This window comes from Streptomyces sp. NPDC017979 (genome assembly GCF_044328175.1).
In the GTDB taxonomy this organism is placed as follows: Bacteria; Actinomycetota; Actinomycetes; order Streptomycetales; family Streptomycetaceae; genus Streptomyces.
Genome location: NZ_JBIRGU010000005.1, coordinates 437,275 through 451,685, shown reverse-complemented (window position 1 = coordinate 451,685; position 14,411 = coordinate 437,275). Strand labels below are relative to the sequence as shown.

Here is a 14,411-nt window from a genome sequence, read left to right as displayed (position 1 = left end):
AGCGTCGTGCTCCCCGAAGGCCCGTCCGAACATGTGCGCGGGTCGGCGAGTCGCGATGCGTACGGCGTACACGGCACGTACGGAACCGGTCACCCAGGGTCCGGATCCGGCCGTACGAAGCATCGAGGCACACCGGGGCGCGCGGCATGCGAAGGGCGCCCCGGCATGTGCCGGGGCGCCCTTCGTAGCAAGCTGGCGCTACTCGTCCTCGCTGGCGTTACTCGTCCGTGGCTCGCGCCGCGGTCTTCTTCGCCACCGTCTTCTTCGCCGGAGCGGCCTTCTTGGCCGCCGCCGTCGTCTTCTTCGCCGCGGCCTTCTTGGCGGGCGCGGCCTTCTTCGCCGTCGCCTTCTTGGCCGTCGCCTTCTTCGCCGGCGCCTTCTTCGCCGTCTTCTTGGCGGGCCCCTTCGCGCGCTTCTCGGCCAGCAGCTCGTAGCCGCGCTCCGGCGTGATCGTCTCGACGCTGTCGGCGGTCCGCAGGGTCGCGTTCGTCTCGCCGTCGGTGACGTACGGCCCGAACCGCCCGTCCTTGACGACCACCGGCCGCTCGCTGACCGGGTCCGTCCCGAGCTCCTTCAGCGGCGGCTTGGCCGCGGCCCGACCGCGCTGCTTGGGCTGGGCGTAGATCGCCAGCGCCTGTTCCAGCGTGATCGTGAAGAGCTGGTCCTCGGTCTCCAGCGAGCGCGAGTCCGTGCCCTTCTTCAGGTACGGGCCGTAGCGGCCGTTCTGCGCGGTGATCTCCACGCCCTCGGCGTCGGCGCCCACGACGCGCGGCAGCGACATCAGCCGGAGCGCGTCCTCCAGCGTGACGGTGTCCAGCGACATGGACTTGAAGAGCGACGCCGTCCGCGGCTTCACCGCGTTCTTGCCGGTCTTCGGGGTGCCCTCGGGCAGGACCTCGGTGACGTACGGGCCGTAGCGCCCCGCCTTCGCCACGATCTCGTGGCCCGAGACGGGGTCCTTGCCCAGCGCGAAGTCCCCGCTGGGCTTGGCCAGCAGCTCCTCCGCGTACTCCGCCGTGAGCTCGTCGGGCGCGAGGTCCTCGGGCACGTCGGCGCGCTGGTGGCCCTCCGCGTCCTTCTCGCCGCGCTCGACGTACGGGCCGAACCGGCCCACCCGCAGCACGATGCCGTTGCCGACCGGGAAGCTGGAGATCTCCCGGGCGTCGATCGCGCCCAGGTCGGTGACGAGGGCCTTCAGCCCGCCGAGGTGGTCGCCGTCACCGTTGCCCGCGTCGGCCGCCGAGCCGCCGCCGGCAACAGTGTCCACGCCGAAGTAGAAACGCTTCAGCCACGGCACCGCCTGCGCCTCGCCGCGCGCGATGCAGTCGAGGTCGTCCTCCATCTTCGCGGTGAAGTCGTAGTCGACGAGCCGGCCGAAGTGCTTCTCCAGCAGGTTGACCACGGCGAAGCTCAGGAAGGACGGCACCAGGGCGGTGCCCTTCTTGAAGACGTAGCCGCGGTCGAGGATCGTGCCGATGATCGACGCGTACGTGGAGGGGCGCCCGATCTCGCGCTCCTCCAGCTCCTTGACCAGCGACGCCTCGGTGTAGCGGGCCGGCGGCTTGGTGGCGTGCCCGTCGACCGTGATCTCCTCGGCGGACAGCCGGTCGCCCTCGCCGACCTGCGGCAGCCGGCGCTCGCGGTCGTCCAGCTCGGCGTTCGGGTCGTCCGCGCCCTCCACGTACGCCTTCATGAAGCCGTGGAAGGTGATCGTCTTGCCGGACGCGGTGAACTCGGCGTCCCGACCGTCCGACGCCGTCCCCGCGATCTTGACGGTGACGGAGTTGCCGACGGCGTCCTTCATCTGGGAGGCGACGGTCCGCTTCCAGATCAGCTCGTACAGCCGGAACTGGTCACCGGTCAGCCCGGTCTCGGCCGGGGTGCGGAAACGATCACCCGAAGGGCGAATCGCCTCGTGCGCCTCCTGCGCGTTCTTCACCTTGCCCGCGTACGTCCGGGGCTTCTCGGGCAGGTACTCCCGCCCGTACAGCTGCGTCACCTGCGCCCGCGCCGCGGCGACCGCGGTCTCGGAGAGCGTGGTGGAGTCCGTACGCATGTAGGTGATGAAGCCGTTCTCGTACAGCTTCTGGGCGACCTGCATGGTGGCCTTCGCCCCGAAGCCGAGCTTCCGGGAGGCTTCCTGCTGCATCGTCGTGGTGCGGAAGGGCGCGTACGGGGAGCGGCGGTACGGCTTGGACTCGACCGAGCGGACCGAGAAGGACGTGTCGGCGAGCGCGGCGGCGAGCGCCCGGGCGTTCGCCTCGTCGAGGTGGAGCACCTGGCCGGAACCGGACTTGAGCTGCCCGTCGGAGCCGAAGTCACGGCCCTGGGCGACGCGCCGTCCGTCGACCGCGGCGAGCCGGGCCGTCAGGGTCGACGGGTCGGACGGGTCGCCGGCGCGGCCGGTGGAGAACGTGCCGGTCAGGTCCCAGTACTCGGCGGAGCGGAACGCGATGCGCTCGCGCTCCCGCTCGACGACGAGCCGGGTCGCGACGGACTGCACGCGACCGGCCGACAGCCGCGGCATGACCTTCTTCCACAGGACCGGCGAGACCTCGTAGCCGTAGAGGCGGTCGAGGATGCGGCGGGTCTCCTGGGCTTCGACCATCCGCTGGTTCAGCTCGCGCGGATTGGCGACGGCGTCGCGGATCGCGTCCTTGGTGATCTCGTGGAAGACCATCCGGTGGACGGGGACCTTCGGCTTGAGGACCTCAAGGAGGTGCCAGGCGATGGCCTCGCCCTCGCGGTCCTCATCGGTGGCGAGGTAGAGCTCGTCGGACTGGGCGAGCTGCTCCTTGAGCTTCTTGACCTGCGCCCGCTTGTCGGCGTTGACGACGTAGACGGGCTGGAAGTCGTGCTCGACGTCCACGCCGAGGCGGCGGACCTCGCCCGTGTACTTCTCCGGCACCTCGGCGGCGCCGTTGGGGAGGTCGCGGATGTGCCCGACGCTCGCCTCGACGACATAGCCGGGGCCGAGGTAGCCCTTGATCGTCTTCGCCTTGGCAGGCGACTCGACGATCACGAGTCGGCGACCGCCTCGCGCGGTCTCGCTGGTCGGGGACAACTTCGCTCTTCTCTCCGGTCGAGGCTCGGTGTTCGGTTCGGCGGCCCCGGGGTGGGGTCGCGTGCGGCCGGGTGGCGCGGCGTGCTGCTTGCGCGGTGCCGGCCGGTGCTGCGTTGGTGCTGCCGCCGCTGCGGAGTGTGACGGTACAACCCGCCCCCGTGTCAAACGGCGAAAGCCCACAACGGCCACTCGAACGGTAACCCGAGTCCGACCGTTCCTGCCGCCCGGACCGACACGCCGGTGGGGCGGGAAGTCCGGGTCGCGGGGTTCCGACGGCCGCCGCGACGGCATCGCCACCGGGTGCGGAAGGGGCCGCTCGGGTGCGGTGCGGGGTACGGAGGGGGTGCACTCGTCCCGTGCTGCAAGCCGCTCCCGGCGCCTTCGGTGATGGCCTGGTGACAGGTCCGGTGGCGGCGGGGAGAGCGCGTGGTCGGCGGGCGCTGAAGAAGGCCGAAGCGTGGCGGCGGGGGTGGCCGACGAGGTGCGCGGGTTCGTCCAGCGCCCCAAGCGCCCGACCGCCCCGTGATCACACCCGGGTCAGGCACCACAGCCCGAGGGCGAGGGAGGCCGCGCCCGAAAGCGTCGTCAGCGCGACGGCCGCGCCCGCGCTCACCCCGGCCGCGACGGGCGCGCGGTGCGCGACCCGCACCCCGGTCCACACCAGCAGCCCGACCCCGAACAGCCCGAACGCCATTCCTGCGAAGATCGCCGGCCCGCTCTCCATCGGCGCACCCCGCCCTTCTTGAGTCCTGCCCAGCAAGACCCCAGAGGCTGGCACCCCGGAGCGTCCCCCACGCGAATTCCGCATGAACGCCACGCCACTTCACCCGCCCGGCCCCGCGGAAGCGCCCGCGCCTGCGCCTGCGCCTGCCGCGGGCACACCCGCCATAGCCCCATCCGTCCGTTGGCCTCTGCGGCCCGGTGGTGGGCCTGGCGCGCAGTTCCTCCCCCCGTGCGCTGGGGGCGTGGGGCCCAGCGCCCCTGGACGTACGCGCCGCTTGCCCTCGTGGGGGCGTCGGTCTCTGCGGACCGCGGGTGGTTGCTCGCGCAGTTCCCCGCGCCCCTGATGTGCTGGCCCCCGCCGTTCGACTGCGGGCCGTGGACGAGGGTTTTGGGGGCGCTGGGGGCACCCCCACCTACCCCCAGGGCACAGGGGGAGGAACCGCGCGCCAGGCCCACCGCCGGGCCGCGGAGACCAAGAAGTCCCGCGGGGAAACGGCGGGGGTGCCCAGGAGCGCGAGCCCCTTCGCGTACCCCCTCACCCCCGCAAGGACACCGGCACCAAGAAGCCCTCGCCCACCAACAACCGCAGCGCTCCCGGCGTCCGGTCCCGCAGTCCGACCGGGTCCTCCCCCAGCAACTGCGCGATCGCGTCGAGGATGCGCCCCGCGCTCAGCGACCCGTCACACGCGCCGGCGAACCCCGCTCCGACCGTGTCGACCTTCGTCGCCCGGCGCACCCCGCGCCCCTGCCGCAGCACCACGTGCTCCGGGTGCTCCTCGCCCGGCTCCCCCACCTGCTCCTGCACGACGTCCGCGGCGAGCACGAAGTGATCGGCGAGCAGCGCCGCGTCGTCGTGCGTGCGCAAGTAGTCCTGCCGGGCGAAGTGCGCGACGACGGCGTCGCCCAACGGCTGCTCCACCGGGTGCGGCCACTCCTCCACCACGATCGACGGCTGCTCCGCCGCGGCCTTCCGCAGCGTGATCCAGCCAAAGCCGACCGCCTTGGTGCGCCGCGCGTCGAACTCGTCCAGCCACTCCTCGTACCGCGCCGCGTACCGCGCGGGATCGCCCCGGTGGTCACCGCTGTCGCGCAGCCACAGTTCGGCGTACTGCGTGACGTCCTGCACCTCGCGCTGGACGATCCACGCGTCGCAGCCGCGCGGCACCCACGCCCGTACGCGGTCCTGCCAGTCCTCGCCGTCCACGTGCTCCCAGTTGGCCAGGAACTGCGCGTACCCGCCGTCGTTCAGCCGTTCGCCGGCCTGCTGGACGAGGGTGCGGCACAGGTCGTCGCCGGCCATTCCGCCGTCCCGGTACGTGAGGCGGGCGCCGGGCGAGATGACGAACGGCGGGTTCGACACGATCAGGTCGTACGTGTCGTGCGCGACGGGCTCGAAGAGGGAACCGGTCAACAGCTCCGCCTCGGGCGCGCCGGAGAGCGCGAGCGTGAGGCGGGTGAAGTCGAGGGCCCGCGGGTTGAGGTCGGTCGCGGTGACGCGCGTGGCGTGCCGGGCGGCGTGCAGCGCCTGGATGCCGGAGCCGGTGCCGAGGTCGAGCGCGGCGGCGACGGGGGTGCGCACGGTGATGCCGGCGAGCGTGGTGGAGGCACCGCCGACGCCGAGTACGACGCCTTCGCCCTGGCCGCCCGCGCCCGCCGCGCCGCCGACGGCGCACCCGAGGTCGGAGACGATGAACCAGTCCTCGCCGGCGGGCCCGCCGTAGGGCCGCACGTCGACGGTCGCCCGCACGGTCGCACCGCCGTCACCAAGCCCGTCGTCCCCGCCGTGGGCGGCGCCGTCGTCCGCGACGAGCCAACCGTCGGCGAGGCATTCGGCCACCGGGAGGACGCTCGCGGCCCGCTCGTGCGCCACGGGCTGCTGGAGCAGGAAGAGCCGTACGAGCGCCTCCAGCGCACCGTCACCGCGGGTGGCCCGGAGCGCGGGCACGGTCTCACTGCGGGCGAGCGCGGCGTACGCGGGGGCTCCGAGCAGCTCCAGCAGCCCGTCGGCGGTGAAGTCCGCGGCGAGCAGGGCGGCGCGGAGGCCGGGCGCGTGGGCGGGCGAGGGGATCCGGGGGATGACTGCGGTCGTACTCACCCGCTCATTGTCCCCGGATCGCCCGCGCAACAGCGCGTCGCCGGCCCGTCGGGCTGACGGACGCGGCGACGCAACAGACACGGCGACGCGACGACGCAACGGACGCGCCGCGGTGACGGACGCGCCGCGGCGACGCGAGGACGTCACGGCGCGGTGGACCCCGACGCGCCGCCCGACGCCGGCGGGGTGACGACCTTCACCGGCTTGCAGCCCTGCTGCTTCGCCATCGCCCGGCCGGTCTCGCTGTCCCGGAGCTTGTTCCAGGCGTTCTCGTTCTCCTCGACCTTCGCGAGGCCGTCCGCGACGCCCTTGAGGCCGTCCGCGAAGGTCTGCTGGTCCTGGACGTCGAGGCCGTCCATCTGCTTCTTCAGGTCGACGTACGACTTGGCGTTCGCGTCACGCTCGGCGACGGCCGCCTTGACGAGTTCCGCGTCCTTCTCGACGGGTGTGGCGCCCGCGCTGTTGAAGGCGGCGGCGAACGCCTTGTTCGCGTCGGCCAGGTCCTGGAACGCCTTGGAGTCGGCCGCCTGGATGTCGGCCGGCTTGCCGTCGGTCGCGGTCGAGCGGATGAGTTGCTCGGCCTCGGCCTTGCTCTTGAACTGGGCCTTCGCCTGGTCGCAGTACTTCTTGGCCCAGTCGTCGACCGTGTTCTTTTCCTCGCTGCTGCCGCAGCCGGTCAGTGCGAGTACCAGTACCGCGCCACCGGACAGTGCAGTTGCAAGCTTCTTGTTCACCGGATCGGTCCCTTCCAAGGCTCCTTGCGCCCCGGAACTTACACGCCAAGTGGGCGACATTCGCCGGCCGAAGGTCAGGTTCATGTGCTATTGCAGCCATTTGCACCAAGGGTGACAGGGAGAGACAAGACACATCCTCGTGAATCGGCCCGGTCCGCCCGCCGGTCGTCCCTCGGGGGGACGGCCGGACGAACGGACCGGGCCAACGGGCACGTGTCGGGCACCCCAGGCACTTCGCGTACTTCCGGCACCTCGGGTGCTTCCGGCACCTCGGGCACTTCGAGTACTTCGGGTGCCTACCTCACTTCACGTCTGCACGGCGGCGGGGTCGGCGGACTTGGCCCCGTGCTCCGCGCCCTTGACGCTGGGTTCGTCGTCGCCGACGGTGATGCCGCGCCGCTTGGACACGTACACCGACCCGACGATGACGGCGATGGCGAGGCCCGCGATCAGCGCCCGGACGCCGTCGCTGGCGTCCTCTCCGTAGCTGAACTGGACGACCGCCGGTGCGATCAGCAGCGCCACCAGGTTCATCACCTTGAGCAGCGGATTGATCGCGGGTCCCGCCGTGTCCTTGAACGGGTCGCCGACGGTGTCGCCGATGACGGTCGCGGCGTGGGCCTCGCTGCCCTTGCCGCCGTGGTGACCGTCCTCGACGAGCTTCTTGGCGTTGTCCCACGCGCCGCCCGAGTTGGCCAGGAAGACGGCCATCAGCGTGCCGGTGCCGATGGCGCCCGCGAGGAACGCGCCGAGCGCCCCGACGCCGAGCGAGAAGCCGACGGCGATGGGGGTGAGCACGGCGAGCAGCCCCGGAGTGGCGAGTTCGCGCAGGGCGTCCTTGGTGCAGATGTCGACGACCCGGCCGTACTCCGGCTTCTCGGTGTAGTCCATGATCCCGGGGCGCTCGCGGAACTGTCGCCGCACCTCGTACACCACGGCACCGGCCGAGCGCGCCACCGCGTTGATCGCCAGTCCGGAGAAGAGGAAGACGACCGCGGCGCCGAGGACGAGCCCGACGAGGTTGTTGGGCTGGGAGATGTCCATCACCAGGTTGACGGGGGCGCCGTCGCCCAGTTTCTCGCCGACGTCCCGCGCGGCGGTGGCGATGGCGTCGCGGTACGAGCCGAAGAGCGCCGCTGCCGCCAGTACGGCGGTGGCGATGGCGATCCCCTTGGTGATGGCCTTGGTGGTGTTGCCGACGGCGTCCAGGTCGGTGAGGACCCGGGCGCCGGCGCCCTCCACGTCGCCCGACATCTCGGCGATGCCCTGCGCGTTGTCGGAGACCGGGCCGAAGGTGTCCATGGCGACGATGACGCCGACGGTGGTCAGCAGTCCGGTGCCGGCGAGCGCCACCGCGAAGAGCGCCAGCGTGATCGTCGCGCCGCCGAGCAGGAACGCGCCGTACACGCCGAGGCCGATCAGCAGCGCCGTGTAGACGGCGGACTCCAGACCGACGGAGATGCCGGCGAGGACGACGGTGGCGGGTCCGGTGAGGGACGACTTGCCGATGTCCTTGACCGGGCGCCGGCTGGTCTCGGTGAAGTAGCCGGTGAGCTGCTGGATCAGGGCGGCGAGCACGATGCCGATGGCCACCGCGACGAGCGCGAGCACGCGCGGATCGCCGTCGTTCGCCTTGATGGCCGCCTCGGTGACGCCGTCCAGGTCGGCGTAGGAGGAGGGCAGATAGGCGAAGACCGCCGTCGCGACGAGCGCGAGGGAGATCACGGCGGAGACGAAGAAGCCGCGGTTGATGGCGGTCATGCCGCTGCGGTCGGCGCGCCGCGGGGCGACCGCGAAGATGCCGATCATCGCGGTGACCACGCCGATCGCCGGAACGATCAGCGGGAAGGCGAGTCCGGCGTCGCCGAAGGCCGCCTTGCCCAGGATGAGGGCCGCAACGAGGGTCACGGCGTAGGACTCGAAGAGGTCGGCGGCCATGCCCGCGCAGTCGCCGACGTTGTCGCCCACGTTGTCGGCGATGGTCGCCGCATTGCGCGGGTCGTCCTCGGGGATGCCCTGCTCCACCTTGCCGACGAGGTCGGCGCCGACGTCGGCCGCCTTGGTGAAGATGCCGCCGCCGACCCTCATGAACATGGCGATCAGCGCGGCCCCGAGGCCGAAGCCCTCCAGGACCTTGGGGGCGTCGGCCGCGTAGACGAGGACGACGCAGGAGGCGCCGAGCAGCCCGAGACCGACGGTGAACATGCCGACCACGCCGCCGGTACGGAATGCGATCTTCATCGCGCGGTGGGATACGGCCGTCAGATCCTTTTCCGGCTCACCCGGGCCCGGGGTCGCTTCACGGGCGGCAGCGGCCACCCGCACATTTGCTCGTACGGCCAACCGCATGCCGATGTAACCGGTGGCCGCCGAGAAAATCGCGCCCACCAGGAAGAACAAAGATCGGCCGGTGCGCTGCGACCAGTCGTCCGCCGGAAGGAGGAACAACAGAAAGAAGACCACGACGGCGAAGATGCCGAGCGTGCGTAGCTGCCGGGCGAGATAGGCATTTGCGCCTTCCTGCACCGCCGCCGCGATCTTCTTCATCGACTCAGTGCCTTCGCCGGCCGCCAACACCTGGCGTACCAGCAGTTGGGCCACGACGAGCGCCGCCGCCGCGACCACGGCGATGACGATCACGATGACCCGATTGTCGTCGGTGAGCACCGCGGCCGAGAGAGATGTGGAGTGATCGATCATTTCAAGATTGGAGAGCCCCGCCATTCGTCCTCCTTGACGTCGTCCAGAGCTCAAGATGTGGACGGATTGTAGGGAGCGGAACCTGATCAAAACAGAGTGCAAGAAATGACAAGTGACCTTCAGGCGCCGCTCGACAAAAGATCAGGTTCCGTAAATACGCCCGAAAGAGGTAATGGGGCGAAAGCATTGACGCATGATCAATGATCTATGAAATGATCCGAGAAAAAGAAAAAAGACCCTGCTGAGCAGGGTCTTTTCGAAGGGGTCGGTCCGGACGGGTCCGAACTGCCCGGCGCCCCGGATCGACGCGATCGCGCCACCCGGCCCGACGGCTGCGGGCTGGCGCCACGGAACCGTTACGCCCGGAAAGACACCGAGACCGCAGGCCCGACCGCAGGGCCCGGCCTCCAGGACCGACCCGAGGGCCGGCCGGAGGACCGACCGCAAACGGCGCGCTCTTGCGGCCACGGAACAGGGGGCACGGCGTCCTCAGGCGGGAGCAGGACGTCGTCGAACGCACCCGGACCGAGCCGGAGCCCGACGCCGAGCCCGAGGTCTGATCCCCCGGGCCGCGGCTTGGGAGCCCGAAGGTCAGAGCTGGGGCCCGGCGCCGGGCCCGGCTAGGAATGCAGAGGTCAGGGCACGACGGACACGGGGGTCGTCGGCCAGCTCATCCGGATCACGCCGCCCTCTTCCGTGGAGGAGACCTCCACGTCGTCGACGAGACCGCTGATGACCGCGAGGCCCATGTCGTCCTCGCCGTCGGTCTCGTCGTCCACGCCGCCGTACGGGCCGGCGGCACCGCCTTGGGAGCCGTCACCGCCCGGACCGCCGGAGACCTCGTCCCCCACCTCGATGGAGAACGTCTTGTCCTCCTCGGTCAGCACGACCTTGATCGGCGACGTGATGCCGTGGCTGCGGTGCAGCCCGACGGCGCGACTGCACGCCTCGCCGACCGCGAGCCGGACCTCGTCCAGCACGGCTTCGTCGACCCCGGCCCGGCGCGCCACCGCAGCAGCCACCAATCGGGCGGTCCTGACGTGCTCGGGTTGGGCACTGAAGCGAAGCTCGACGGTGGTCATGAGATCCCCCTCGGACGTACGGGCGGGCCTATCGGGGGCACCCGGACTGGCTGCCCGGCTCCCCCGATCTTCCGGTGGTGCCGGCGACCCCGTGTGCCGCCGGCGGTCTTGCAGTGTTCTCGAACTGCCGCGGGCCGACCTCAGTCGGCGGCCGCGACCGCCTCGTCGACCGTGGTGTGGATCGGGAACACCTTCGTCAGGCCCGTGATCCGGAAGATCTTCAAAATGCGCTCCTGGTTGCAGACCAGGCGCAGCGAGCCCTCGTGCGCGCGCACGCGCTTGAGGCCACCCACCAGTACGCCCAGCCCGGTGGAGTCGAGGAAGTCCACGCCTTCCATGTCGACGACCAGGTGATAACTGCCGTCGTTCACCAGCTCGACCAACTGCTCGCGCAGCTTGGGCGCGGTATACACATCAATCTCGCCACCGACCTCGACGACCGTACGGTCGCCGGCGGGACCGGATACAACGCGAGTCGACAGGGACAGGTCCACGGATCCTCCAGCACCTTGCTATCGAGCGTCCGCCCCCTCTTCAGGTCTCCCCGGCGGAGCCGGGGGACGGTCGCCAGCCGCGATGGCATTCAATCACTTACCTGCAGCCATGCACGACGCCTTGGGACCATTGTCCGTCACGCCAGTGACACACTCGGTGCCGATGGCCAAGAATCTCCGTCCCAGACGACCTCCCGAGAGCGGGCAGACCCGCCCCTCCCCCGGTGAGGTCCTCGACCGGCTCGCCGCAAGGGCGAACCGGGCCGCGCGCATCACTCATACGGAGCACTTGCCCCCCAGACCCGGCCGCCATGCCGTCTGGCCGGACCGCATCCGTCCGGAAGTGATCGACGCCATCCAGCAGGCGGGGATCGACCACCCGTGGACCCACCAGGCGACCGCCGCCGAGCACGCCCTGGACGGGGAATCGGTCGTCATCGCCACCGGAACCGCCTCCGGCAAGTCGCTGGCGTATCTCGCGCCGGTGCTCTCCGCCCTCCTCGACGGCTCCGAGGCTCCCAACGGGCGCGGCGCCACGGCCCTCTACCTGGCCCCCACCAAGGCCCTCGCCGCCGACCAGTGCCGGGCGGTGAAGGAACTCGCGGCCCCGCTGGGCCACCGGGTCCGGCCCGCCGTCTACGACGGCGACACGCCCGTCGAGGAACGGGAGTGGGTCCGCCAGTACGCCACGTACGTGCTGACCAACCCGGACATGCTCCACCGGGGCGTCCTGCCCTCGCACCCGCGCTGGTCCTCCTTCCTGCGCTCCCTGCGCTACGTCGTCATCGACGAGTGCCACACCTACCGGGGCGTCTTCGGTTCGCACGTGGCCCAAGTCCTGCGCCGGCTGCGCCGGATATGCGCGCGCTACGGGGCCGATCCCGTCTTCCTGCTGGCCTCCGCCACCGCGGCCGCCCCCGCCGTCGCGGCGGAACGGCTCACCGGGGTGCCCGTACGCGAGGTCTCCGACGACGCCTCCCCACGCGGCGAACTCGTCTTCGCCCTGTGGGAGCCGCCTCTCACCGAACTCCACGGCGAGAAGGGCGCGCCGGTGCGCCGGACCGCCACCGCCGAGACGGCGGACCTGCTGACCGACCTGACCGTGCAGGGCGTCCGCACGGTCGCCTTCGTGCGCTCCCGGCGGGGCGCGGAGCTGATCTCCGTCATCAGCAAGGAGCACCTGGCGGAGGTCGACCGCTCGCTGCCGCGCCGGGTCGCCGCCTACCGCGGCGGCTATCTGCCCGAGGAGCGCCGGGCCCTGGAACGCGCCCTGCACTCCGGCGAACTCCTCGGCCTCGCCGCCACGACCGCCTTGGAACTCGGGGTGGACGTCTCCGGGCTCGACGCCGTCCTCATCGCCGGATACCCCGGCACCCGGGCCTCCCTGTGGCAACAGGCGGGGCGCGCGGGCCGCTCGGGCGAGGGCGCCCTGGCCGTCCTGATCGCCCGCGACGACCCCCTGGACACCTTCCTGGTCCACCACCCCGAGGCGCTCTTCCAGCAGCCGGTGGAGTCCACCGTGCTGGACCCGGACAACCCGTACGTCCTCGCCCCCCATCTGTGCGCCGCCGCCGCGGAACTGCCCCTCACCGAAGCCGACCTGGCACTCTTCGGCCCGGCCACCGACGAACTGATGCCCCAACTCGAAGCGGCCAGGCTGCTGCGGCGCCGGGCCACGGGCTGGCACTGGACGCGGCGCGAGCGGGCCGCCGACCTCACGGACATCCGCGGCGGGGGCGGACGGCCGGTCCAGATCGTGGAGGAGGGCACCGGCCGGCTCCTGGGCACCGTCGACGAGTCGGCCGCGCACGCGTCCGTCCACGAGGGCGCCGTCCACCTCCACCAGGGGCGCACCTACCTGGTGCGCCGGCTGGACCTGGAGGACGCGGTGGCCCTGGTGGAGGAGGCCGTCCCGCCGTACTCCACGACGGCCCGCGACACCACCTCGATCTCCGTGCTCCACACCGACGTCGAAGTCCCCTGGGGCGACGCGCGACTGTGCTACGGCTCGGTCGAGGTCACCAACCAGGTCGTCTCCTTCCTGCGCCGCAAGCTGATCACGGGCGAGGTGCTGGGCGAGACGAAGCTGGACCTGCCGCCGCGCACCCTGCGCACCCGCGCCGTGTGGTGGACCGTCACGGACGACCAGGTGGACGCCGCGCGCATCGGTCCCGAACAACTCGGCGGCGCCCTCCACGCGGCCGAGCACGCGTCCATCGGCATGCTGCCGCTCTTCGCGACGTGCGACCGCTGGGACATCGGCGGCGTCTCGGTGCCGCTCCACCCGGACACCCTGCTCCCGACGGTCTTCGTCTACGACGGCCACCCGGGCGGCGCGGGCTTCGCGGAGCGCGCCTTCCACACGGCCCGCGCCTGGCTCCGCGCGACGCTCGAAGCGATCACCGCGTGCGAGTGCGAAGCGGGCTGTCCGTCCTGCATCCAGTCGCCCAAGTGCGGCAACGGCAACGAGCCCCTCCACAAGCGCGGCGCCGTCCGGCTGCTCACCCAACTCCTGCGCGCCGCCCCCGACGCCACCCCCTGACGGAGCGCTGCCGGGAATCCGCTCGGCCCCCGGGCCGCCCCACGGGGCTGCGGGTCCCGCCCTGGCTCGGGCGGTCGGCGCGTAGGGCCCGACGCGGGTGCGGGCGGTCACCTCGGCGAACTCCCCCACCAGGGCGCACCGCACCACGTCCGCGCCCTGGGCGTCCGCGACCGCCCGCGCCCCGGCACAGGCCGCCTCCCGTCCTTCGAGCGCCCGGTCCGCCGCCGCGAGAGCGGCCAGATCCGCTGCGCCACCCGCCCGGTGACGGGCGGTCACCACCTGCCCCAGGGCGAAGACGGCGCCGAACAGCACGCCGACCACCGTCGCCGCCAGGGCCACCCACACGGTCGCCGACCCGCGGTCCCGCCCCCGACGTCCGCTCCGGCCCGGTCCCGGTGGCTCGTGCTGCGTCATGGCTCAACTCCGTCCTCCGTGAGGGCCGCCGCGCCGGCGCGCAGGGTCAGCCCGAGGCCCCCAGGGCCGGGCGCCTCGGCCTCCACCCGTACGCGCCAGAAGTCCCCGGCGCGGACCACCGTGACCCGCGCCTTCGCCGGGGCGGTGGCCCGGGCCAGGGCGAGCACGGTGGCCCGCGGCTCGGACCTGGCGGCGGCCCTGGCCCCCACATAGGCGGCGTCCACGCATCTGATGTGCGTCGCCACGGACATCAGGCCCCACATCAGGGCCGCGGTGAGGGCGACCAGCGCCGGAATGGCGATCGCCGCCTCCGCGGTGACCGCGCCCCGGTCCCGCGCCGCGCGCCTTTGGTCAGAACTGCCCATCGAGGGCCCTGCCGATCATCGACTTCAGGGCGTTCGACGCCCACCCGCTGGTGACGAGTTCGTAGAGGAGGGCGGCGAAGCCGCAGGCCGCCATGGTCGCCATGGCGTACTCGGACGTCACCATGCCGCTGTCGCCGCGCATCCGCGGGAACGGCCGACGGCGGATCGCCTTGATACGGATTGCCTTGTTCACGTCGA

General features: G+C 71.9%; 10 protein-coding genes and 1 pseudogene. 1 reads left to right on the top strand and 10 read right to left on the bottom strand.

The window, feature by feature from the left end:
- Nucleotides 1–217: 217 nt before the first annotated feature.
- The 7 genes from topA to ACH4E8_RS17540 form a co-directional block, all read right to left on the bottom strand.
- On the bottom strand, nucleotides 218–3,064 hold the full coding sequence (topA, locus tag ACH4E8_RS17570; RefSeq protein WP_398449023.1) for a type I DNA topoisomerase: 2,847 nt from the start codon (nucleotides 3,062–3,064) through the stop codon (nucleotides 218–220).
- Between the two features lie 526 nt (nucleotides 3,065–3,590).
- Entirely contained in the window at nucleotides 3,591–3,788 is a 198-nt protein-coding gene (locus tag ACH4E8_RS17565) for a hypothetical protein (RefSeq protein ID WP_398449021.1), read from the bottom strand.
- 534 nt (nucleotides 3,789–4,322) lie between these two features.
- Nucleotides 4,323–5,882: a methyltransferase gene (locus ACH4E8_RS17560; RefSeq protein WP_398449019.1), complete on the bottom strand. Its 1,560-nt coding sequence runs from the start codon at nucleotides 5,880–5,882 to the stop codon at nucleotides 4,323–4,325.
- 143 nt (nucleotides 5,883–6,025) lie between these two features.
- A complete protein-coding gene (locus tag ACH4E8_RS17555) occupies nucleotides 6,026–6,616 on the bottom strand; it encodes a small secreted protein (RefSeq protein ID WP_398449017.1) in 591 nt (196 codons plus the stop codon).
- Nucleotides 6,617–6,922: 306 nt separating this feature from the next.
- Entirely contained in the window at nucleotides 6,923–9,340 is a 2,418-nt protein-coding gene (locus ACH4E8_RS17550; RefSeq protein WP_398449015.1) for a sodium-translocating pyrophosphatase, read from the bottom strand.
- A gap of 611 nt (nucleotides 9,341–9,951) precedes the next feature.
- Nucleotides 9,952–10,398 (bottom strand): ATP-binding protein, encoded by a 447-nt coding sequence (locus ACH4E8_RS17545; protein WP_398449013.1) that lies wholly within the window; start codon nucleotides 10,396–10,398, stop codon nucleotides 9,952–9,954.
- 140 nt (nucleotides 10,399–10,538) lie between these two features.
- Complete coding sequence (locus ACH4E8_RS17540; protein ID WP_361542645.1) at nucleotides 10,539–10,892, bottom strand: STAS domain-containing protein; 354 nt, start codon at nucleotides 10,890–10,892, stop codon at nucleotides 10,539–10,541.
- Nucleotides 10,893–10,974: 82 nt separating this feature from the next.
- On the opposite strand from ACH4E8_RS17540, the gene ACH4E8_RS17535 reads away from it, so the two are divergent.
- A complete protein-coding gene (locus ACH4E8_RS17535) occupies nucleotides 10,975–13,434 on the top strand; it encodes a DEAD/DEAH box helicase (RefSeq protein ID WP_398449011.1) in 2,460 nt (819 codons plus the stop codon).
- Nucleotides 13,435–13,545: 111 nt separating this feature from the next.
- On the opposite strand, the pseudogene ACH4E8_RS17530 reads toward ACH4E8_RS17535, so the two are convergent.
- The 3 genes and pseudogenes from ACH4E8_RS17530 to ACH4E8_RS17520 form a co-directional block, all read right to left on the bottom strand.
- Nucleotides 13,546–13,848, bottom strand: a pseudogene (locus ACH4E8_RS17530) (Rv3654c family TadE-like protein); the annotation flags it as partial.
- Nucleotides 13,845–14,213: a TadE family type IV pilus minor pilin gene (locus ACH4E8_RS17525; protein WP_398449009.1), complete on the bottom strand. Its 369-nt coding sequence runs from the start codon at nucleotides 14,211–14,213 to the stop codon at nucleotides 13,845–13,847. The pseudogene ACH4E8_RS17530 and the gene ACH4E8_RS17525, both read right to left, overlap by 4 nt.
- Nucleotides 14,200–14,406: a DUF4244 domain-containing protein gene (locus tag ACH4E8_RS17520; protein ID WP_398449007.1), complete on the bottom strand. Its 207-nt coding sequence runs from the start codon at nucleotides 14,404–14,406 to the stop codon at nucleotides 14,200–14,202. Before ACH4E8_RS17520 ends, ACH4E8_RS17525 begins: the two co-directional genes overlap by 14 nt.
- Nucleotides 14,407–14,411: the final 5 nt, after the last annotated feature.

What these genes read in the sequence shown, in the direction of transcription:
- ACH4E8_RS17565 (WP_398449021.1), bottom strand. Translation starts at nt 3,788, where the DNA reads ATGGAGAGCGGGCCGGCGATCTTCGCAGGAATGGCGTTCGGGCTGTTC.
- ACH4E8_RS17550 (WP_398449015.1), bottom strand. Translation starts at nt 9,340, where the DNA reads ATGGCGGGGCTCTCCAATCTTGAAATGATCGATCACTCCACATCTCTC.
- ACH4E8_RS17545 (WP_398449013.1), bottom strand. Translation starts at nt 10,398, where the DNA reads ATGACCACCGTCGAGCTTCGCTTCAGTGCCCAACCCGAGCACGTCAGG.
- ACH4E8_RS17535 (WP_398449011.1), top strand. Translation starts at nt 10,975, where the DNA reads ATGGCATTCAATCACTTACCTGCAGCCATGCACGACGCCTTGGGACCA.
- ACH4E8_RS17525 (WP_398449009.1), bottom strand. Translation starts at nt 14,213, where the DNA reads ATGGGCAGTTCTGACCAAAGGCGCGCGGCGCGGGACCGGGGCGCGGTC.